Here is a 20,405-nt window from a genome sequence, read left to right on the forward strand (position 1 = left end):
TTAAAATTTTCTAAGTATAATTTGTATTCTATCAATTCAAAGTACTTTTGCAAGCTAGTTTTGGGATATGGAATTAAACTTCAGGGAAATAGCCAGCGCCACTATGATCCTCTTTGCTGTTATTGATATTATTGGGAGTATTCCCATAATAATTGATCTTAGGAAGAAAGCGGGGCATATACAAAGTGAAAAAGCTACTATAGTTGCAGCGGTTCTTATGATCGCTTTTCTTTTTCTAGGTAAGGAGATCCTGAACCTCATTGGTATAGATGTGAATTCCTTTGCAGTGGCAGGGGCGTTTATTCTGTTTTTCCTGGCCCTCGAAATGATCCTGGGAATTCAGCTGTACAAAGATGATGCGCCCGAAACTTCGGCAGTGGTGCCTCTTGCATTTCCGCTTATTGCCGGTGCCGGTACCATGACCTCTATTTTATCGTTGCGGGCAGAGTACGCTACTGTTAATATTATTGCCGCCATAGTTATAAATACTATTTTTGTATACATAGTGCTGAAGTCTTCCGGGAAAATTGAAAATTTCCTTGGAAAACAAGGTATAAGCGTGATCCGGAAGATCTTTGGGGTCATTCTACTGGCAATAGCCGTAAAACTTTTCGCTACAAATATTAAGAGCCTTTTCCTATGAAAGTCCTCATCTACATTTTAATTGTCGTGGCCATGGGCCTCATTGTATATAACGCTACTTTTTTAGATCTTGAAAATGCCTTTTCTGGGGATAGTAAAACTGCCTTGATTGGTATACTCGCATCGAGTATTGTGGTGGTTCTTATGATCATTCTTCTCATGTCCCGTGCCATTGCAAAGAAGAGTGGCGAATAATGAATTATGATGCGCTTATTATAGGTGGTGGGGCTGCAGGCCTGTCATGTGCCCTTGTTCTGGGTTCTGGCCTGTCTAAAGAATTCGCTGCAGGTAAAACAGTAGGTCTTATTGCACATCAACGTGCTTCTCACCTTGCAAGTGCGCAATTAAACAACGTATTGGGACTCCCTCGGGGTACTGCCGGTAATGATATTCTCACTTCGGGCCTTGAGCAGCTTGAAACGCTTTATCCCGGTGTGGAGATCATTCAGAAAGAAAAGGTGCTAAAAATAGCATTTTTGGAAGGTAAGTTTGAAGTCTCCACCAATAAGAATACCTATTTTTCTACTGTTGTGGTTATAGCAACAGGTTATGCCCGGCCTTTTACTATTCAAGGGCTTGAGGAATATATTATACCTCATAAGAAAGCAAAAACTTCAAAAGAGAGAATCCAGCTATACAACGATGATCACCTGGTGCGCCCCGGATTGTATGTAGCGGGTAGTCTGGCAGGGCACAGAAGCCAGTATGCTATTGCCTGTGGCAGTGGTGCTGCAGTGGCGACCGATGTACTTACGCTTTGGAATGGGGGAGAACATACCAAGGTGCACGATAAAATTTAAGCGGTTTAATCTTTAAATTTCGGGCTGGTGGAGAGTTCGATGATCTTTTTTACTGCAGGATCTTCTTCATTTAAAATTTGTTCAAAAGCGGTGCTGCCAAATAATTGTTGGGCCATGGCTGCTTTGAGATAAAGCTTGAGAGTAGGTAAATAATTCTTAAAGCGCATATCGAAGTTCTCCCGTCTCATAAAGGCCCGGAATTCTTCAACGGTAGCTTTGGTGATCAATTCCTTTTGCATAAAATCCTCAAAACTAAGGGAGTTGTAGTATTTGCGATTCTGCTCAAGAACTTCAAAAATAAAGCTGTCCATATACCCATTTCTAAGCATGAGGTTGAGGCTTTGCTTTTCAAAATTAGTGTCTTTGGGAATGAAAATGTCGGGTATAATGCCGCCACCGCCGTAAACAACTTTACCTTCTGGGGTTACATACCTCAGGGAATCGGCTACGTGTATGCTGTCTGCACTTACCAGTTCGCCGTTTTTATAACGGTTGAGGTAATCGGCAAAGTACTCTTCACTGCCATGAGAATAGGGGCGTTGTATAGACCTTCCCGTGGGAGTGTAGTATCGTGCTATAGTAAGCCTTACGGCACTGCCGTCGCCTAAAGCCATTTCTCGTTGCACCAAACCTTTACCGTATGATCTTCGCCCTACGATGATGCCCTTGTCGTTATCCTGAAGGGCGCCGGCAATGATCTCACTGGCGGATGCCGAGTTCTCATTAATGAGTACGTAGAGCTCTCCCGTTTCAAAATTTCCGTCTTTTGTGGCAAAGGTCTTTTCTACGGCTCCTTTTTTGTTTTTAGTGATAAGTACAAGTTTATCCTCAGGAAGAAATTCGTCTACAATTTTTGTCGCCTCGGCAAGATATCCACCGGGGTTATCACGCAGGTCAAGCACAATTTGCCTCGCACCTTTTTCCTTCAGTTTAAGAAGTCCGTTTTTAAATTCTTCATAGGTAGATTCAGCAAAACGATTTATTTTGATGTAGCCCAGATTGTCGGTTAACATATAAGCTGCATCTACACTTTTAAGGGCTACCTTTCCTCGTTCTACATCAAACTCCAGGAGTTCGGGGGTACCTTTTCTATGAACTTTCAGAAGCACCCGTGTGTTTTCTTCTCCTTTTAATTTACTCGTAATAGAATCTTCGTTGATATTTGAATTGAAAAGGGCTTCTCCATTGGCATAAAGAATCCTGTCTCCTCCCTTAATACCAGCTTTTTCACTTGGCCCTCCTTCAATAGTCTGAATAACTGCAATGGTATCGTTGATATTTCTGAAACTCACACCAATGCCCACAAAGTCTCCCTTCATACTTGCGCTTAGGTCTACGTATTCCTCTTGTGGAATGTAAACCGAATGCGGATCTAAATCTGTGAGAATTTCATTTACCGTAACATCTACAATACTGTCAATATTTACATCGTCTACGTATTCGTATTCAATGTAATCTATAAGCCGCGCCAGCTTCTCTTTTTTCTTGTTGGTTTTAAGAAAGGTACCCGAGTTGTAACTGGTAAAATCCAGAGCGGCACCCAGGAGTACCCCAAGGGCACAGGCAAACCCCAGTAGTAGTGGCAGGTATTTTTTATTGCTGTTTTTCAACCGTCAAGTTCTGTTATTTGTTCTATTTCAACCCCGGCTTTCTTCAAAAAATCAAGGCCCGAATTGTCTTTGTAGTCTATGTTGTAAACCAAACGGGTAATGCCCGACTGGTGTATAAGCTTACTGCATTCTTTGCAGGGAGACATAGTGATATACAACGTGGCCCCTTTGCAGGACTGGGTGCTGGCGGCAACTTTGAGAATCGCGTTGGCTTCGGCGTGCAATACGTACCATTTGGTATATCCTTCTTCATTTTCACACGGATTTTCAAAACCGGTAGGGGTGCCGTTATATCCGTCAGAAATTATCATTCTGTCTTTCACAATAAGTGCGCCAACCTGCTTACGGTTGCAGTGAGAAAGTTTACCCCATTCCCTGGCGATCCTTAAATATGCCCTGTCAAACTTAAGCTGCTTTGTTTTTTGCATAGTAGTAAAATACGCCTGCAATATAGAAAGCTTTTTAAGTTGCTAAAACTTTGGGCTTTACTAATTTACTGCATGGCAAAATTAATCTAATTGAGAGAAGTTATATTTTAAAGTGCCAGGTAATTTTCTTTAAGTATAGGTAAAATTATTCCTATCACGATTGCCGATACTACCAAAATCCAGTCGCGTCTGGTTATATTCAAAACATTCTGGAACAGGAAGCTCAAAAGCAGCACACCTAATACTACAATGATTTGCGCGGCTTCAATGCCCAGTGCAAATTCCAGCAAGGGAAGAAAAACACTGTCTGTACCCGAGGCAATCATTTTAAAATAAGAAGAAAATCCAAGGCCGTGAATTATTCCGAAGAAAGCCGTACTAAAGTAAAGCAGGCCAACATTGTTCTTGTTCTCTTTCTTTTTTGCATTGATCATATTAAAAATTGCTGTGGCGAGAATAGTTACCGGAATAAGGAATTCTACCCAGGTGGTATTCACAAGAACAATTTTGTACACCGCCAGGAAGAGAGAAAGCATGTGGCCGACAGTAAAAATGGTGACCAGCCAAAAGACTTTTTTCCAGGTGAGGAATGAGAAGGAGGCGACCAGAACAATGAGAAAAAGGATATGATCATAAGCATTCCAGTCCAGAACATGTTCCAGGCCTAACTGAAAATATAACCAGAATTGAGACATAGGATAAAGATTAGCGCCGAAAATACAATTTCTGTCCAAAATGGGCAACGGCAGGGGATTAATAGAAGTGAGATGAAATAAAAAAAGCCCATCCTGAGATGAGCTTTTGTACCTTGGGTGGGAATCGAACCCACACTTCCGAAGAAACTGGATTTTGAATCCTGCGTTTTTAATGATAAATTAAACTAATTATACTTATAAACAATTGATTAACAGAAATGTAATTTTTATTAATTTCATTTGATATGGTTTAAAATCAAAGTTTGTTGTACCTATGTTGTACCAAAAATGATTATCTTTATAGTTCTAAAATCAAAGAGGTGACGTCAAATGCAAAAATAGTACTCAGAAAAAAACCCAATAAAGAAGGACTGTATCCACTGGCGGTTCGTATTACAAAGAATCGCCGTTCAAACTATCATTATATAGGTCATTATATAAATTTAAAAGATTGGGATGAGAAAAATATCCGAGTTAGGAAATCACATCTGAATGCAGATAGTCTCAATGGCTTATTAACCACTAAACTTTCTGAAGCTAATAAGATGCTAATTGATTTGCAATCGGGGAAAAAGGATATATCAGCTAATCAAATAAAACAGAAACTGTATGCCTCTTCTGAATCTATTACTTTCTTTGAGGTTGCAAAAGATTTTCTTGATGAACTAGAAGCAAATAAGAAATTGTCAAGACTCTCTACCGATAAGGCTCGCGTTAACCACGTATTGAACTTTTCCAAATCAAAGCAGCTTACCTTTCAGGAAATAGATGAACAATTTTTAAGGAAATTTAAAATCTACTTACGTAAAAAACACAGCCTATCAGAAAGGTCAATAGTAAATAATCTTATAGTGATTAGGACTATCTATAATAGAGCTATTAAATTGGATATAGTAGATAGAAAACTCTATCCCTTCGGTTCTGATAAAATACGAATTAAATTCCCAGAAACCGAAAAAATAGGTCTAACCAGAAATGAGGTCATAAAACTTGAATCCGTTAAAAATCTGAATGAAAACGAAACTCACGCTCGAAATGTTTGGCTTTTTAGTTTTTATTTTGCTGGAATTCGAGTAGCTGACGTATTGAAAATTCGCTGGAGCGACATTTATGATGAAAGGCTTCATTATCGTATGAATAAGAATTCAAAATTGTTATCCCTTAAAATCCCCGGTAAAATATTTCCGATTTTGGAATACTATCAGGACAATAAACAAAATGATGATGATTTTATATTTCCTGAAATGAAAAAGGCAAATTTAAAAGATGCCAAAGATGTCTATGTTAAAACAAAAACAGCCAACAAAAAATTCAACAAATATTTGTTATCCGTTGCAGAACAGGCCGAAATATCAAAAAAAGTCACAATGCACATAGCACGACATACCTTTGGAAACATATCAGAGGATAAAATTCCGATCAATATGCTTCAAAAACTATATAGGCATTCATCAATTACTACCACAATAAATTACCAATCTAACTTTATGCATAAAGATACCGATGAGGCATTGGATAGTGTGATTAATTTCTAAATAGATATTCACACCGAAGGCATTTCAAATGCATGGATAAGCAATATTTGTGATAAAAAAGACACTGCTACTGCTATTGACACTTATGAAGAATTAAAAAGCATTACCACAATGTTGGCAAGTACATTGGCGGGTCTGATCTGGTTTTATGATAGTCCTGAAATTACCTTTATCGTTAGTGGAACAGGGGTTGTAATTGCTATAGTATATTTTATGTGGATGCCATACAGAAGAACGCTGCAAATGCTGTAATTGTGCCTTTCCCGTAGGCCTTTTTCAGGAACATAGCTATCCCCCCTGCGGAAGGATAAGCATCGGCCATTTTAATATATGAATAAGCACTAAATCCCGAAATTACTCCACCCACTATAAATGATAGTGCGAAATATTGTCCGGAGAGTTCAGCGATTTGCCCCAGAAGGGCAAAAATACCTGCTCCAATCATTACTCCAGTACCCATAGCAACGGTATTGCCAAGACTAAGGCTTCCTTTCTTATAATCACTCATAAAACAATTTTTAAATAGAACATCACTTCAATAAAATCTCTTGATTTTGACCTATAGGTATTTTTTAAGCGCTTTTACCTATTCTTATATCCATGAGCCATCTTTTTTATTGTAACTTTTTAGCAATAATTAGAAAACCCGCAAGTATTATTTTGTTGGATAGGAGGACAGGGTACGCTGCCATAAGAACAGAATACACAACAATCACCCTCTTTGGGTTTTAAAACCTCTTTACATTGCTCGCATTCATAAAAGAACTGGCAGGCATCTGTAGGCATTTCTTCTGTCTTGGAATGTCCGCAATCTGGACAAGTTATAGTTGATTCAATTATAAAGGAATTCATTTTTTTATTTTTTTAATTAATCATACCATATATACAACATCTGAACTTGATGAAGGATAGGTTAAGATTATGGTTTTTAAATCTTTGGAAGTAAATCCGGCTTTTATAGCCATGGCAAATAAATTTATAATTTCCTCGGCGTGAGGGCCAATGAGATGTGCTCCCAAAATTTTTCCGGTTTCTTTCTCGATGAGAGTCTTATAGGCATAGGTTTTCTCGTTGATCCTTTTTGCGGTAAACCAGTCGGGAACACGATCCTTGTTTACCTTAAAGTTTAAACCTTTTTTAACAGCTTCTTCTTCAGAAAATCCTACCGAAGCCATTGTGGGCAGTGTAAAAACCACAGTGGGAATGGCGGTATAATCTGGTTTTTTAATGTTGCCTTTTAATATATTGGATGCTACAATATGTCCTTCCATAACTGCAACAGGTGTAAGGGGAATACCATCTGTATCTGCTGCATCCCCGGCAGCATAGACATTTGGATTAGTGGTGCTTTGCAAATATTCATTCACTTCAACTCCTTTTTCACCAAAGGCAACATTGGCTTTTTCCAGGTCCATATCAAAAATGGCAGGAGACCTTCCTGCAGAATTAATCACCTGCGCCGCCTCCCATTTCTTTTCCCCGCTTTCACCTTTTCCGGTCACGCAAAAAGCCCCATTCGCCTTTTCAATCGCGGTAACATTGGTATTCAAAACTAGTTGTATACCCATTTGTTTGGTAGCTTCAGTTAATTGATCTACTATGAAAGGATCAAAATTTTCAAGCGGTCTTCTCCCTTTGTGAACGATTGTCACTTTGCTGCCAAAACGGGCAGCCATATGTGCAAATTCAAAAGCGATGTACCCACCGCCAATAAACAGCAAAGAGGATGGCAGGAACTGGAAATTCAGAAAATCTGTACTGTCCATAGCGTACTCCTCCCCGGGTATTTCCAGCTCTCTCGGTTTTGCACCCGTGGCTATTATAATCTTTCCGGCTTCTATAGTTTCATTTCCTACCTGCAATTGAGTTTCAGAAATAAATTTTGCTGATCTATGAAAGGTATCAATTTTGTTTTTTTCGTAACTTTTTTCAATTTTAGGCGGCATAGCATCCACAAAATCCTGTTTAAATTTCATTGCTTCCTGCCAGTAGATAGCTGGTACTTCAGAAATTTGCTTCTCGTGTAGATTATCAGCCAAATGTTTTACTTCAGTAGGGCCGAGCATGATCTTTTTGGGATCACATCCACGAAGAGCGCAGGTACCACCATAGGGCAATTTATCTGTGATTCCCACCCTAAGCCCTTTAGAAGCACATTTATTGGCAATATTCATTCCTGCCATTCCGGAACCTATCACAAAAACATCATAATTTTTCATCTGGTTCTTTTTAAGTTACTTATCAACTACCTTATAACCGGTACTGCTTATAGCACTAATAATTGCAGCCTTATCTACTTTTGTTTTGTCATATTCGACTACCGTATTGGCATTTTCATAATTTGCCTTTACCGAAATAATGCCATCAAGTTTATTGACTTCATTTTCCACAGGGGCTTCACATCCTGCGCAGGTCATTCCTTCTACAACAAATACCTCCTTAACAATATTTGATTGTGAAACATAGACTATTTCCTTGGTAGGTTGGCTGTAAAATACTTCGGAGTAAGTGGGAAAAGCCAGCATGAGCCCTGCAAATAATGTTACAATCAGTAAAAACTTCTTTGACTGCAGAAATGTTGGTTTTTCATCTTCTGCACATCCGCAATCACTTTCAGCTTCTTTTTTAGATCTTAGTTTTTGATACCAGGCCAGGCCCAGAACTAAAACCGTGAGCGCAATTAAATACGGCCGGAAAGGTTCCATCCACGAAAAGGTAGTAGCCATTCCACTCGTGCCCACGACCAAAGCAAGAACTGGTGCAATACAACATAAAGATGCTGCTGTTGCCGCTACTACACCGCTTAAAGCAGCTTTATTGGATCTATTTTGAGATGCATCCATTTTAAGCGGATTTTCTTGATGATTTAATTGAACTCAAAATGTTATCCAGAACCTGGGTTTCAGAATTTACCAGCGAATAATATAAAGTTTGCCCCTCCCTTCTGGAGACAATAAAGCCGGCGTCTTTAATTTTTCGAATATGTTGCGAAATCGCCGGCATACTCATTTTTAAAATGTCTGCTATATCACAGGGACATAATTCCTTCTCCATGTTTAAAAGGAAGAGAATCTTTAAACGCACCTCATTACCGGCAATAGAAAGGAGTTTTGTCATCTGCTGGAAACCGTTGTCCAAACTTTCAATTGTTGCCTGACAATTCAATAGCTGTGTATGGTTAGCTTCAGCACGTGTACAGATTATTTCAAGTTTCATAAAAAATTTTAAAGCTGCTAAGATATAAATTATTTATTATTTAAGCAACTTATTAAATATGATAGAGAAATAGTGTATTATGTTGATATTCATCCCGCCAAATTTCTTCCAGGAATTACCTCAGTTTAATCCATTCTAAAAACTGGTTTAATATCTGATTTCTTCCGCTCAAATGGCCGCAGGCATCGGTTTTAAATTTTCATTTCAATTCGCTAAATATTAGAAGTTCTACTTTTGCACTTCTGTTGCATTTAAATTTTTTATCTTTGTAATGTGAAAATTCTAGCAACCACTTTTTTATCCGTCATTTTCTTGTTCCAATCTTCGGGACCAGTAACGGATTGGTGCTGTGAACTACTGAAAATACCAAATCTTGTTGAGCATTATAAAGAACAATCGGCAGATACCGGTATTACTTTTTTTGATTTCATAGATTATCATTATGGGGATCAGAAAAAATTTCCGGGCCACGAGAAGGATAATCATGATGGTGAACTTCCATTACAAGGCAACCACTCGTGTTATCATGGCATGGCCTATGTTGATTCGCCGAATCTTGAAACCTATTCCTTAGGAATTCCAGAAGCAAAAACTAATTCTTTATTCTACCAACCTCCATTTTCCTCGGCCAGTTTAGGTACTATCTTTCAACCACCCCAAGTTTAATTTAACTTTTGTGATAGGATAATTATATCCTGACGCCATTGACTTCTTTAATGGCCATCTCATCTATTTACGTTGAATTAAATTCTATTATTAATGATTAACAAAATTATAGCATTCTCTATAAACAACAAGTTTATAGTAGGACTGCTAACATTGGCACTTATAGGAGCCGGAATATGGTCGATGATGACCGTGAACCTGGGTTCAGTTCCTGATATTACAAATAACCAGGTACAGGTGATTACCCAATCTCCCAGCTTAGGTACTGAAGATATTGAACAGTTTGTCACTTATCCGGTCGAACTGGCAATGGGTAATCTCCCCGGGGTGACTGAATTACGATCTGTTTCCCGCTTTGGACTATCCGTGGTAACCATCGTCTTTGAAGATGACATGGGAACTTATTTGCCCCGGCAGCTGGTTCAGGAAAAATTGACAGAGCTGCAGGAAACCATTCCCGAAAACTTTGGTAGCCCAACTATGGGGCCTATTTCCACCGGGCTGGGACAGATTTATGAATATACCATCCAGCCACAACCAGATTATGAAGAGGAGTATACTCCTACGGAGCTCCGAAGTATTCAGGACTGGATTATTAAGAGACAGCTGACACTCCTTGAAGGTGTTGTAGAAGTGAATTCCTTTGGAGGATACATCAAACAGTACGAAGTAGCTATTAGTCCTGAGAAATTAAATGCGCTGGATGTAAGCATCTCCCAGGTTTACGAGGCCCTGGCCCGGAACAATGTAAATACCGGGGGAGCCTACATTGAAAGGAACAGAATGTCCAACTTCATTCGGGGAGAAGGCCTGATCCAGTCTTTAGATGACATCAGGAAAATAGTGGTTACCAATGAAAACGGGATTCCTGTTACAGTTGGAAATATTGCCGAAAAAGTGAGTTTCGGAAGTCAGGTGCGTTATGGTGCTTTTACTCAGGATGGAGAGGAAGCTGTGGGCGGTATTATTATGATGCTGAGGGGCTCAAACCCCAATGCGGTAATACAGAGGGTCCAGGAAAGGATGGCGGAGGTAGAAGAATCCTTGCCGGAAGGACTTGAAATAAGGCCCATCATTGACCAAAGCGCCCTTATTGGAAGAACAACCGATACCGTGACTAAAAACCTGTTGGAAGGTGCTTTAATCGTAATCTTTGCATTGGTATTCCTATTGGGGAGTTTGCGTGGGGGCCTCATTACAGCCACTACCATTCCGCTGTCCTTGCTCTTTGCCTTCATCCTGATGAAGCAGTTTGGGGTTTGGGCAAATTTAATGAGCCTGGGGGCCATTGACTTCGGGATAATTATTGATGGGGCGGTTATTATTATAGAAGGTGCCGTTTATGAAATCCATAAAAGGATCAAAGCCGGAAAAGTCAAATTTAATCAGGCGGTCATGGATGAGGTCGCTTACGATTCCGGAAGCACTATGATGGGGTCGGCATTTTTCGGCCAGGTTATCATCCTTATTGTGTTTACACCCATCTTGTTCCTAACAGGAGTGGAAGGCAAAATGTTCAAGCCAATGGCCTATACTTTTGGTTTTGCAATGATAGGTGCCATTATCTTGTGCCTTACCTACGTTCCTATGATGACGGCATTGTTTATGAAGCCGATTGAAAACAAGAAAAACTGGTATGGCAAGTTAGAACGCTGGCTGGAAAGAGTCAGTGATAAAATCATTGGTGGCATTCACCGTGCTTACCTTCCGCTCTTAAAAGCTTCCCTCCGCCTCAAAGCTGCGGTGATCATAGGATCTATTGTTTTATTGGGGGCTGCAGGCTATGTTTTTTCCGCGATGGGGGGAGAATTTATTCCGCAGCTGGATGAAGGGGACATTGCCATGCAAGCTTTAATCCGTCCAGGTAGTTCATTAAATGAATCTATTGAAGTCTCTAAAAAAATTGAGACCTTACTTTTGGACAACTTCCCGGAAATAGAGACAGCAACAGCCCGAATTGGGGTGGCCGATATTCCTACTGATCCCATGCCGATGGATATAGCAGATATGTACATCATACTCGAAAAAGACAGGGACAAATGGGTTTCTGCTGACACAAAAGAGGAACTCATTGAACAAATCCAGGACCTACTCAATAAAAACCTCACAGGTGTCAACCTTGTTTTTACCCAACCTATAGAGCTAAGGTTTAATGAGCTATTGGAAGGGGTAAGAGAAGATATTGCGGTAAAACTCTATGGCGAGGATTTGGAAGTTCTATCCACTAAGGTTCAGGAAATGGCAGAGATTATTCAAACTGTACCCGGAACAGGAGATGTAAATGCAGAGAGAACTTCTGGTCTCCCACAAATGACGGTACGCTACAATCGTGACAAGTTAGCACAGTACGGGCTGGAAATCGAAAAAATAAATGAATATATAAATACCGCTTTTGCAGGTGGAGTGGCAGGAGTGGTTTTTGAAGGAGAAAGACGTTTCGACCTGGTAGTGCGCTTTGATGAAGAGCACCGACAGAGTATTGAAGATATACGGACTTTATACATTGATCTGCCTAATGGTACCCAAGTCCCGATTAATGAAGTAGCTGATATCAGCTTTGTTCCCGGGCCAATGCAAATTTCCAGAGACGACACCTATCGCAGAACATACGTTGGGGTAAATGTGAGGGGCCGTGACGTAGAGTCGGTTGTGAATGATATTCAGGCAAAACTGGGTGCCGAACTGGATTTACCTCCAGGTTACTACATTTCTTATGGCGGTGAGTTTGAGAACCTTCAAAATGCCAAAGACCGCCTGATTATTGTGGTGCCTATCGCTCTCTTGCTGATATTCGTGCTGCTGTATTTTGCCCTGGGCTCATTCTCGCAGTCTATCATGATTTATATGGCCATTCCATTAGCGGCCATTGGGGGTGTTTTCGCCCTGTGGCTCCGGGACATGCCCTTTAGTATCTCTGCAGGTGTAGGCTTTATCGTGCTCTTTGGAGTGGCAGTACTTAACGGTCTGGTCCTGGTGAATCGCTTTAATTCATTAAAAGAAGAAGGCGTAACCAGTATCAAAGACCGGATTTTTATGGGTACGAAAGAACGAATCAGGCCGATCATGCTTACAGCGGTAACAGATATTTTAGGATTTATGCCAATGGCATTTTCTTCTTCGGCCGGTGCAGAGGTGCAGCGCCCTTTAGCAACCGTGGTTATTGGAGGTATGCTTACAGCTACCCTTCTCACCCTTGTGGTGTTGCCAGTCCTTTATACTTTAATAGAAAATATGAAAAACAGAAGAAATAGTAATAACAATAATGGCTTTGCACCAGCCCCTGCAATAGTGGTGGCATTGCTTTCTGTCGGAAGCCTCTTAGGATTTAGCACCCCTGCAGAGGCACAGGAAAACAGTTCTTCACAGAAAAATTCTCCGGCTCAGGCTGAAATAATTGTCCAACAGGATTCTTTGCCAGTCCTCTCGTTAGAAGAGGCCAAGGAACGGGCAATAGAGGCTTTTCCGAGAATAAGAGCTGCTGCCCTGGAGATAGAAAGTCAGCAGGCTTTAAAGAAAACGGCCTGGGACCTTGGTAATACCCAGATATTCACCGGCGCAGAAGAAATTAGCGGTGGTTCGAGTAATGCTGATCTTGGTGTCTATACACAAATTGGGGTTCAGCAACAGAATATCGACATCTTTGGTATTGCGCCACGCCTGAAGTTGCAGAAGGAAAGGGTGGCCCTGGCAGAAGAAGCCCTTGATCTTTCCATTCTTGAAGTAGAACTGGAGGTAAGTCAGGCCTGGGCGTCGGTATATGCTGCTAAAAATGAGTATGAGACCTTATACAGTCTGGATTCAGCCTTTACCGATATTGAGAGAGCTGCACAGATCAGGTTGGAAACAGAGACAATCTCGAGACTTGAATACCTGGCTACGGTAAACCAGGGCAATGAAGTTGAAATACAAAAAGAGCAGGCCTATAGGGATTATCTTGGAGCCTTGCAGCGATTCAACCTGTGGTTTGCCAGTGACACACTTTACACGGTACCTAATGTTCCTGCCGATCAGTTTGATGAGCCCATTAGCGGATTACTGCAACCCCTTGGGAACCATCCCCTGCTCAATGTGTATGAACAAAGGATAGAGGTGGCTGATGCAACCCTAAGGGAGAGGCGATCGCAGTTTCTTCCGAAATTTCAGGCGCAGTACGGCAGGCAGAAAATTGACGGCCAAACCGGCTTTTATCAATATCAGGTAGGGATCAGCATTCCTTTGTTCTTTGGACCTGAATTGGGCAGAACACAATCAGCAAAAATAAACCGCGAAATAGCTGAAGCTAATTTACAGCAGACGCAGTTTGAGCTAAAGACAGCTTATGCTGAGGCACGCGAAGAATACCTGAAGTGGCTTAATTCCTGGACATACTATCAGGAAGAAGCGCTACCCTTGGCCAGAGAACAGCGGGCAGGGGCCATCATCGCTTATCGGGAAGGAGCAATTGACTATGTGACTTTCCTGCAAAACATACGCGATGCCGTACGCATAGAAGTGAATGCCTGGCAGGCATTGGGCAGCTATCTTGATAGCCGCTCCCAACTCGAATATTATATAAATACTTCAGAATAAGATAATTAATTAATAGACAAAGATATAAAAATGAAAAAGCACATTATAAAACTGTTCACATTGCTCATTACGGTAAGCTTTCTTTCAGCCTGCAATGGCGGAGAAGGCAAAGGTACGGAAGAAGCGTCCCCTGAAGCTCAGGAAGAACATTCTGCAGAAGAAGAAGGAGGTCATGAAGAAGGAGAAGAAGGAGGAGGAATGGGTGAAGTGCATCTTTCCAGTCTCAAGTTCAACAGTTTGGAAATAAAAGTGGACACCCTGCCCACAAGGCCCATTTCCGATATAGTAGAAGCTACCGGACAACTGGAAGTCCCACCACAATATGAAGCTACAGTAACTGCTTTTATAGGAGCCAATATAACTTCTATTGAGGTCATTGAGGGGGATCAAGTAAGCAAAGGTAAGGTACTGGCATATCTATCCCATCCTAACCTCACCAGGTTACAAACCGATTATATGACAGCTTACAGCCGTTTGCAGAACCTGGAGCAAGAATTTAATCGTCAACAAAGGCTTTATGAACAAGAAGTAGGTTCAGGCAAACTTTTTCAACAGGCACAGGCCGATTATCGTGTTGTGCAGGCAGAGGTTCAAGGGTTTGAATCACAGCTCAGGCAGTTAAACCTTAATGTTGCTGGCATACGAGAAGGAAATATTGTCGAGAATGTTCCTGTAGTCAGTCCAATAAAAGGGAGCATTGAAGATGTAAGTGTGCAGGTAGGACAATATGTTGATCCCCAAACCGAGCTATTCGAAGTGATCAACGCCGAACATGTGCATGCAGATTTAATGGTCTTTGCCAAAGATGTATATAAAGTCAAGGAGGGACAAAAGGTCCTGTTACAAATGGAATCAGTGCCCGGCCAGACTTATACTGCTGAAATTTATTCTATCGGCAAGAAATTTGAACAGAATCCCAGGGCTGTCCACGTGCATGCAGAGATACAGGAAGATTCAGAAAACCTGGTACCGGGCATGTACATCAACGGCAGGATCGTTACGGGCACAGGAACAGAAGTAACAGCCTTACCGAAAGAAGCAATTATTGAGGAAGAAGACAAATCCTACATCTTTATTGCTGAAGAGCACGAGGAGGACGGGGAAACCGAGTGGTCTTTTAAGCCGGTGGAAGTGGTGACAGGAGAAGAAAATGAAGGATGGGTGGAAATTAAATTATTGCAACCTTTACCTGAAGGTGCAAAGGTGGCGTGGAACAATGCTTATTATTTGATAGCAGAAATGAAGAAGAGCCAGACTTCTCACGGTCATTAAATTAAAAACTTAAATGGATGGGCTCTCTGTATAATGTTTGTCTTAATTAGTTAACCCAGAGGGTTCATCCTTAATACAAACTATAGCGATGAAAGAAATAAAAGCATTTATAAAACCAAAAAGAGTACAAAAAGTAGTTGAAGCCCTTAGTGATAGTGGCTTTAATAGCATGACCCTTTCGCAAGGGGAAGGGACCGGTGCATTCAAAGCCAAAGGTGCCAGCCCCTCCCTTGATTTTCGCATTACAGATAGTCCCGTAGTGAAACTGGAACTGGTGTGCCAAAATGAAGAAGCACGAAAAGCAATAGACATCATAGTCGAAAATGGAAAGACAACGGATCCTGGCGACGGAATTATTTATGTTTCAGATATTGAAGATGCGTTTCAAATAAAGACGGGAAAATCCATAAAGAAATTTGATTGACGGGGAGCAACAACAATAAAATAAGTCCTGTAAAGGAAGTTCTAACTGTTTGTCTTACTAATGGGATTTCCTTTTCAGGCATAATTTTTTGTAGCTCGAAATTAAAAATACAGGAAGTAATAAAGGAGACATATAGATGCCATAAGGAAAGTTGTAACTTATAACTGAAAAGAAGAAATGATCTATGAATGATTTTTTGACTGTTCTATTGTTTGCAGCCATGCCTGCCTTAGGAAATTTTGGCGGAGGTATGTTGGCAGAATTTATAAATGTTTCGGGCAAAACCGTTAATCTATACCAGAACCGCCTTTTTTCTCAACCTGACCTTTACGGTAGTCGAATTGATTGGTGGTTTTCTTTCGGGCAGTATTGCCATAATGGCTGGTTCACTGCATGATTTTGCCGATTGCCTTTCTTTAGGGGAACCTGAAAAAAAGACAAGAAATTATGAGGAGGCGAAAAATTTTTATAGCGATTCTAACAGGTGTGGTCTTTGGAATATTGATCATGCAACCGCTGGTTCTTTCCCTACAAATGAATTATTTACAGGGAGATGAAAATTGGTGGAAGTACCTCCCTGAGAGTTACCAGGAAATATTCAATTTTAGTGATAAAAATCAAATCTTGATGAACCTTCTTTTTGCATTGCTGGGGATAGCTCTTGCTTTCATGGTCGCTGTAAGAAAAAGGATATTTAAACTTAAAAAACAAAGTAGAAGTTCAAGGAGGTGAAGGCGCATTAATTAAAAGATCATCGCCAATTTAAAGATTTCAGCGAGAGTTTACCGGACAAGAATCGAAAAACCGATAGAAAAAATGAAAAAAACGCAAGTAAAACTGCCAATACTCCTGCCGGAAGTTCCCGATGAGAACGATCAATGTGTGCAGAGGCTAATGGATCACCTGCAAAACAGGGAAGGTATTGAAAAGGTGCATATTGTTTCTGAAAAAGAGGATGATACCCCTCAGCTTTGTTTTCATTACGATCCCGACATTATTTCCATTGCCCATATTACAAAACTCGCAAAACAGGCAGGGGCATCATTGACCAATGAATTTGGACATACCCTGTTGGAGGTTGAGGGAATACGACATGCAAGGCATGCGAGGAAAATTCAAAATGCCCTGAGAGGATTGGAGGAGATAATGGAAGCCTCGGTATCCGAATCGGGAATCGTAAGGCTGGAATTCATAAAGGCTAAAACTGATGAAGAAGATTTTCGTCAAATCCTGAGGAACGAAGGCCTGAAAATCAAGACTGCCAAAAAGAATAAAAAAGTGCCTCCTGAAACGGCTGAAACCCATAAACATTCCAACAAAGAGGCAGAGCTTAAAGATGAAGGCCACGCTCATGACCACGGGGGTATTTTAGGAAAAAATACTGAGATGTACTTTTCCATTATTTGCGGGGTGTTATTGGGCACCGGTTTTGGCCTTTCCTACCTGGAAACTGTGCCCGAATGGGCAAGTTTGGCCTTGTACATAGGCGCCTATTTCTTTGGGGGCTATTACACGGCAAAAGAAGCCATTGAAACGGTTGCCAAAGGAGGTTTCGAAATTGATTTCCTTATGCTGGTCGCGGCCATCGGGGCAGCCATTCTGGGAGAATGGGCAGAAGGGGCTTTGCTCCTCTTCCTATTTAGCCTGGGCCATGCACTGGAAAATTACGCCATGAACAAGGCGCGAAAATCTATTGCAGCTTTAGCAGACCTTGCACCTAAAACTGCTCTGATAAAACGAGATGGAAAGACGCAGGAAGTAAAAATAGAAGAGCTTCAGATAGGTGATATTGTTGTAGTGAGATCCAACACCAAAATTTCTGCCGATGGTGTTGTTGTTAATGGCAATAGTAGTGTGAACCAGGCACCCATCACCGGTGAGAGCGTCCCTGTGGATAAGTCCCCCGTACCCGATCCTGACAGGGACTATTCAAAAGAAAGCGAAATAAAAGAAGAACATCGGGTTTTTGCGGGAACCATCAACGGCAATAGTACCCTGGAAGTAAAGGTGATAAAAACCTCTCAGGATTCTACACTGTCAAGACTGGTGACATTAGTGAATGAAGCCCAGACACAGAAATCACCTACCCAATTATTGACTGATAAGTTTGAAAAATATTTTGTGCCATCGGTTTTGGCCCTGGTGGTTTTGCTGAATTTCGCCTTTCTGGTCATTGATGAACCTTTTAGTGAGAGTTTCTACAGGGCTATGGCAGTTTTAGTGGCTGCCAGTCCCTGTGCCCTGGCCATTTCCACACCCAGTGCTGTACTTAGCGGAGTGGCTCGTGCAGCCAGGGGTGGTGTTCTGGTAAAGGGAGGGCGGCCCCTGGAAGACCTTGGCGTGCTCACCGCTATTGCTTTTGACAAAACCGGTACCCTTACTGAAGGCAAACCAAAGCTCACCAAAGTTATCACTTTAACGGACGTAAGTGAAGAGGAACTGCTAAAAACAGCTGTAGCTGTAGAGGCTTTAAGCAACCACCCCCTTGCAAAAGCAGTGGTACGGGACGGCAAAGAACGCCTGGGAAATGCACAATTTCCGGAAGCAAGTAATATGGAAGCTGTTTTAGGAAAAGGTATAAAAGCCAGCCTCGGGGAAGATAAGGTGTATATGGGGAATCTTGAGCTCTTTGAAGCCCTCGATGATCAAAAGCCTTCAGAAGAAATCGTTGAAAAAGTAAGGGAACAGGAAGCCGCAGGGAACACGACAATGTTGATACGCAGGAATGAGGAGTATATTGGAATTATTTCCCTTATGGACACTCCACGGGAAGAAGCTAAAGCCACCTTGGAGGAGCTTAAAAAAATCGGTATTAAACGTATGATCATGCTCACCGGGGATAACCAAAAAGTGGCTGATGCGGTGGCCAAAGAAATTGGCCTTACCGATGCCTGGGGAAGCCTGCTTCCCGAGGAAAAGGTAGATGCTATTAAAAAATTAAAGAAACAGGAGGACAAAGTAGCCATGGTGGGCGATGGAGTGAATGATGCTCCCGCTATGGCACATAGTACCGTGGGTATTGCAATGGGGGCAGCAGGATCTGATGTAGCTCTGGAAACCGCCGATATAGCCCTGATGGCCGATAAACTGGAAACGCTGCCCTTTGCAATAGGTTTGAGCCGGAAAGCCAAAAGCATCATCAAACAAAACCTTTGGGTAAGCCTGGGGATTGTAGCTTTATTAATTCCGGCCACTATCTTCGGGTTTGCCAACATTGGTATAGCAGTACTGGTTCACGAAGGTTCTACATTATTGGTAGTGGGCAATGCTTTGAGATTATTAGCTTATAACAATAAGAAAACTGCCTTTCCCGGAGGCCGTATAAAACAAATTCATGAATTAAAACAAGAAAATAATGTCAGAATTTAAAGTTAAACTAGAATGGAAATCCGATTCCGAGGATTTCTCCTATAAGAATTATACACGTACCCATCAATGGATCTTTGGAGGAGGCTCGCAAATTACTGCATCTGCAGCTCCAGAGTATTTGGGGAAAGCTGAATTTGTCAATCCTGAAGAAGCCTTCGCTGCTTCCCTCTCCAGCTGCCACTTATTGACTTTTCTGGCTATTGCCTCCTTTAAAAAGTATATTATAAAGAGTTACAAAGATGAAACCGTTGCTGTGGTTGAGAAAAACAAGGATGGTAAACAGGCTGTGACCAGGGTTTTTTTACGGCCCAAAGTAGAATTCTCGGGGGAACATATACCTGATGAAGAAGAAATGAAAAAAATGCACCATAAAGCACATGCTGAGTGTTTTATCTCTAACTCTGTAATAACAGAGATTGTGTTGGAACCTGTTTTATAATTTTCTTCAGGTAGATTTAGTGTGTAAGGGTTTTAGTTTGAATTTTGAACTAGCCGATAAAATATAGTTGATATGAAAAATCTCATGGTTGCCCCTTCCATTCTTTCGACAGATTTTGCCCACCTGGGCAAAACCCTCGAAACTATTAATAGAAGTGAAGCAGACTGGCTGCATGTGGATGTAATGGACGGTATGTTTGTTCCCAATATCTCCTTCGGAACCCCTGTTTTACAAGCTATTCATAAGCACAACAAGAAACCGGTCGAGTTGCACTTAATGATTGCTCAACCTGAAAGGTATTTGGAAGTTTTTTCTAAATATGGGGAGCAAATTACGGTGCACGCCGAGGCCTGCCTTCATTTGCACAGCGTGGTGCAACAAATAAAAAACCTAGGTTGTAAAGCAGGGGTAGCTTTAAATCCGCATACCTCTTTAGGAAGCCTGGAATACGTCATCAAAGATTTAGATACAGTTTGCCTAATGGCTGTAAATCCGGGTTTTGGCGGACAAGATTTTATTCCCGATACACTGGAAAAAATAAAGGAATTAAAGCAATTGATACAAAGAAAAGATGCAAAGGCCTTTATTGAAGTAGATGGAGGGGTTAACAGGAATAACGTGAAGGAAATTTTGAATTCAGGAGCTGATGCTGTTATAGCAGGAAGTAGTATTTTCAATTCCAATGATCCCCTTAGGGCAATTCAGGAGCTTAGAAACCCCCTAATAAGGTAACTAATGTT

At 41.2% G+C, this 20,405-nt stretch carries 20 protein-coding genes; 12 read left to right on the forward strand and 8 right to left on the reverse strand.

The genetic code is table 11. The features are described from left to right. Nucleotides 1-67 precede the first annotated feature (67 nt). From ACQ93I_RS12060 to ACQ93I_RS12070, 3 genes are read left to right on the forward strand one after another with little or no spacing between them, the layout of a single operon-like run. Nucleotides 68-643 carry a MarC family protein gene (locus ACQ93I_RS12060; RefSeq protein ID WP_266069695.1) on the forward strand — a complete coding sequence of 192 codons (576 nt, stop codon included), beginning with the start codon at nucleotides 68-70 and terminating at the stop codon, nucleotides 641-643. After that, nucleotides 640-837, forward strand: a complete 198-nt coding sequence (locus tag ACQ93I_RS12065) for a hypothetical protein (RefSeq protein ID WP_431698763.1) — start codon at nucleotides 640-642, stop codon at nucleotides 835-837. The genes ACQ93I_RS12060 and ACQ93I_RS12065 overlap by 4 nt, the downstream gene beginning before the upstream one ends. Further along, nucleotides 837-1,442 carry an FAD-dependent oxidoreductase gene (locus tag ACQ93I_RS12070; RefSeq protein ID WP_431698764.1) on the forward strand — a complete coding sequence of 202 codons (606 nt, stop codon included), beginning with the start codon at nucleotides 837-839 and terminating at the stop codon, nucleotides 1,440-1,442. Before ACQ93I_RS12065 ends, ACQ93I_RS12070 begins: the two co-directional genes overlap by 1 nt. Before the next feature lie 5 nt (nucleotides 1,443-1,447). Here ACQ93I_RS12070 and ACQ93I_RS12075 read toward each other — a convergent pair whose 3' ends face one another. The 3 genes from ACQ93I_RS12075 to ACQ93I_RS12085 all read right to left on the reverse strand — a co-directional run bounded on the left by ACQ93I_RS12075 (nucleotide 1,448) and on the right by ACQ93I_RS12085 (nucleotide 4,175). Beyond that, nucleotides 1,448-3,052 (reverse strand): S41 family peptidase, encoded by a 1,605-nt coding sequence (locus ACQ93I_RS12075; RefSeq protein WP_431698765.1) that lies wholly within the window; start codon nucleotides 3,050-3,052, stop codon nucleotides 1,448-1,450. Beyond that, nucleotides 3,049-3,480: a deoxycytidylate deaminase gene (locus ACQ93I_RS12080; RefSeq protein ID WP_266069691.1), complete on the reverse strand. Its 432-nt coding sequence runs from the start codon at nucleotides 3,478-3,480 to the stop codon at nucleotides 3,049-3,051. The genes ACQ93I_RS12075 and ACQ93I_RS12080 overlap by 4 nt, the downstream gene beginning before the upstream one ends. 107 nt (nucleotides 3,481-3,587) lie before the next feature. Next, nucleotides 3,588-4,175, reverse strand: a complete 588-nt coding sequence (locus ACQ93I_RS12085; protein ID WP_431698766.1) for a HupE/UreJ family protein — start codon at nucleotides 4,173-4,175, stop codon at nucleotides 3,588-3,590. Between the two features lie 320 nt (nucleotides 4,176-4,495). On the opposite strand from ACQ93I_RS12085, the gene ACQ93I_RS12090 reads away from it, so the two are divergent. Next, the gene (locus ACQ93I_RS12090) at nucleotides 4,496-5,710 is read left to right on the forward strand and encodes a phage integrase SAM-like domain-containing protein (protein ID WP_431698767.1); all 1,215 of its coding nucleotides are present in this window, start codon (nucleotides 4,496-4,498) and stop codon (nucleotides 5,708-5,710) included. Between the two features lie 211 nt (nucleotides 5,711-5,921). Here the strand turns inward: ACQ93I_RS12090 and ACQ93I_RS12095 are convergent, their stop codons facing one another. From ACQ93I_RS12095 to ACQ93I_RS12115, 5 genes are all read right to left on the reverse strand, one after another. Continuing rightward, entirely contained in the window at nucleotides 5,922-6,218 is a 297-nt protein-coding gene (locus ACQ93I_RS12095) for an amino acid permease (RefSeq protein WP_168025995.1), read from the reverse strand. 119 nt (nucleotides 6,219-6,337) lie between these two features. Next, nucleotides 6,338-6,562 (reverse strand): GDCCVxC domain-containing (seleno)protein, encoded by a 225-nt coding sequence (locus ACQ93I_RS12100; protein WP_168025994.1) that lies wholly within the window; start codon nucleotides 6,560-6,562, stop codon nucleotides 6,338-6,340. 20 nt (nucleotides 6,563-6,582) lie between these two features. Then, entirely contained in the window at nucleotides 6,583-7,929 is a 1,347-nt protein-coding gene (locus ACQ93I_RS12105; protein ID WP_168025993.1) for a dihydrolipoyl dehydrogenase family protein, read from the reverse strand. Nucleotides 7,930-7,944: 15 nt separating this feature from the next. Beyond that, the gene (merTP, locus tag ACQ93I_RS12110; protein ID WP_168025992.1) at nucleotides 7,945-8,553 is read right to left on the reverse strand and encodes a mercuric transport protein MerTP; all 609 of its coding nucleotides are present in this window, start codon (nucleotides 8,551-8,553) and stop codon (nucleotides 7,945-7,947) included. A gap of 1 nt (nucleotide 8,554) precedes the next feature. Then, nucleotides 8,555-8,926: an ArsR/SmtB family transcription factor gene (locus ACQ93I_RS12115; RefSeq protein WP_168025991.1), complete on the reverse strand. Its 372-nt coding sequence runs from the start codon at nucleotides 8,924-8,926 to the stop codon at nucleotides 8,555-8,557. A 273-nt stretch (nucleotides 8,927-9,199) separates the two neighbouring features. Between ACQ93I_RS12115 and ACQ93I_RS12120 the strand changes: the two genes are divergently transcribed. The 8 genes from ACQ93I_RS12120 to rpe all read left to right on the forward strand — a co-directional run bounded on the left by ACQ93I_RS12120 (nucleotide 9,200) and on the right by rpe (nucleotide 20,397). Next, entirely contained in the window at nucleotides 9,200-9,592 is a 393-nt protein-coding gene (locus ACQ93I_RS12120) for a hypothetical protein (protein WP_168025990.1), read from the forward strand. 93 nt (nucleotides 9,593-9,685) lie between these two features. Further along, on the forward strand, nucleotides 9,686-14,161 hold the full coding sequence (locus tag ACQ93I_RS12125) for a CusA/CzcA family heavy metal efflux RND transporter (RefSeq protein WP_168025989.1): 4,476 nt from the start codon (nucleotides 9,686-9,688) through the stop codon (nucleotides 14,159-14,161). Between the two features lie 30 nt (nucleotides 14,162-14,191). Next, the gene (locus ACQ93I_RS12130) at nucleotides 14,192-15,433 is read left to right on the forward strand and encodes an efflux RND transporter periplasmic adaptor subunit (protein ID WP_168025988.1); all 1,242 of its coding nucleotides are present in this window, start codon (nucleotides 14,192-14,194) and stop codon (nucleotides 15,431-15,433) included. Between the two features lie 88 nt (nucleotides 15,434-15,521). Next, nucleotides 15,522-15,857, forward strand: coding sequence for a P-II family nitrogen regulator (locus ACQ93I_RS12135; protein ID WP_168025987.1), 336 nt, complete (start codon nucleotides 15,522-15,524; stop codon nucleotides 15,855-15,857). Nucleotides 15,858-16,126: 269 nt separating this feature from the next. Continuing rightward, a complete protein-coding gene (locus ACQ93I_RS12140) occupies nucleotides 16,127-16,414 on the forward strand; it encodes a cation transporter (RefSeq protein WP_168025986.1) in 288 nt (95 codons plus the stop codon). Nucleotides 16,415-16,673: 259 nt separating this feature from the next. Next, a complete protein-coding gene (locus ACQ93I_RS12145) occupies nucleotides 16,674-19,226 on the forward strand; it encodes a heavy metal translocating P-type ATPase (protein WP_168025985.1) in 2,553 nt (850 codons plus the stop codon). Continuing rightward, nucleotides 19,213-19,665, forward strand: a complete 453-nt coding sequence (locus ACQ93I_RS12150; protein ID WP_168025984.1) for an OsmC family protein — start codon at nucleotides 19,213-19,215, stop codon at nucleotides 19,663-19,665. The genes ACQ93I_RS12145 and ACQ93I_RS12150 overlap by 14 nt, the downstream gene beginning before the upstream one ends. 72 nt (nucleotides 19,666-19,737) lie before the next feature. After that, nucleotides 19,738-20,397: a ribulose-phosphate 3-epimerase gene (rpe, locus tag ACQ93I_RS12155; RefSeq protein ID WP_168025983.1), complete on the forward strand. Its 660-nt coding sequence runs from the start codon at nucleotides 19,738-19,740 to the stop codon at nucleotides 20,395-20,397. Nucleotides 20,398-20,405 lie beyond the last annotated feature (8 nt).

Origin of the sequence: Salinimicrobium sp. WS361 (genome assembly GCF_050750585.1) — a bacterium.
Taxonomy (GTDB): domain Bacteria; phylum Bacteroidota; class Bacteroidia; order Flavobacteriales; family Flavobacteriaceae; genus Salinimicrobium.

Coding starts and splice junctions, on each gene's coding strand:
- ACQ93I_RS12140 (WP_168025986.1), top strand. CDS start 16,127: ATGTTTCGGGCAAAACCGTTAATCTATACCAGAACCGCCTTTTTTCTC.
- ACQ93I_RS12100 (WP_168025994.1), bottom strand. CDS start 6,562: ATGAATTCCTTTATAATTGAATCAACTATAACTTGTCCAGATTGCGGA.
- ACQ93I_RS12085 (WP_431698766.1), bottom strand. CDS start 4,175: ATGTCTCAATTCTGGTTATATTTTCAGTTAGGCCTGGAACATGTTCTG.
- ACQ93I_RS12080 (WP_266069691.1), bottom strand. CDS start 3,480: ATGCAAAAAACAAAGCAGCTTAAGTTTGACAGGGCATATTTAAGGATC.
- merTP (WP_168025992.1), bottom strand. CDS start 8,553: ATGGATGCATCTCAAAATAGATCCAATAAAGCTGCTTTAAGCGGTGTA.
- ACQ93I_RS12095 (WP_168025995.1), bottom strand. CDS start 6,218: ATGAGTGATTATAAGAAAGGAAGCCTTAGTCTTGGCAATACCGTTGCT.
- ACQ93I_RS12150 (WP_168025984.1), top strand. CDS start 19,213: ATGTCAGAATTTAAAGTTAAACTAGAATGGAAATCCGATTCCGAGGAT.
- ACQ93I_RS12065 (WP_431698763.1), top strand. CDS start 640: ATGAAAGTCCTCATCTACATTTTAATTGTCGTGGCCATGGGCCTCATT.
- ACQ93I_RS12115 (WP_168025991.1), bottom strand. CDS start 8,926: ATGAAACTTGAAATAATCTGTACACGTGCTGAAGCTAACCATACACAG.
- ACQ93I_RS12125 (WP_168025989.1), top strand. CDS start 9,686: ATGATTAACAAAATTATAGCATTCTCTATAAACAACAAGTTTATAGTA.
- ACQ93I_RS12070 (WP_431698764.1), top strand. CDS start 837: ATGAATTATGATGCGCTTATTATAGGTGGTGGGGCTGCAGGCCTGTCA.
- ACQ93I_RS12105 (WP_168025993.1), bottom strand. CDS start 7,929: ATGAAAAATTATGATGTTTTTGTGATAGGTTCCGGAATGGCAGGAATG.
- ACQ93I_RS12135 (WP_168025987.1), top strand. CDS start 15,522: ATGAAAGAAATAAAAGCATTTATAAAACCAAAAAGAGTACAAAAAGTA.
- ACQ93I_RS12130 (WP_168025988.1), top strand. CDS start 14,192: ATGAAAAAGCACATTATAAAACTGTTCACATTGCTCATTACGGTAAGC.
- ACQ93I_RS12060 (WP_266069695.1), top strand. CDS start 68: ATGGAATTAAACTTCAGGGAAATAGCCAGCGCCACTATGATCCTCTTT.
- ACQ93I_RS12145 (WP_168025985.1), top strand. CDS start 16,674: ATGAAAAAAACGCAAGTAAAACTGCCAATACTCCTGCCGGAAGTTCCC.
- rpe (WP_168025983.1), top strand. CDS start 19,738: ATGAAAAATCTCATGGTTGCCCCTTCCATTCTTTCGACAGATTTTGCC.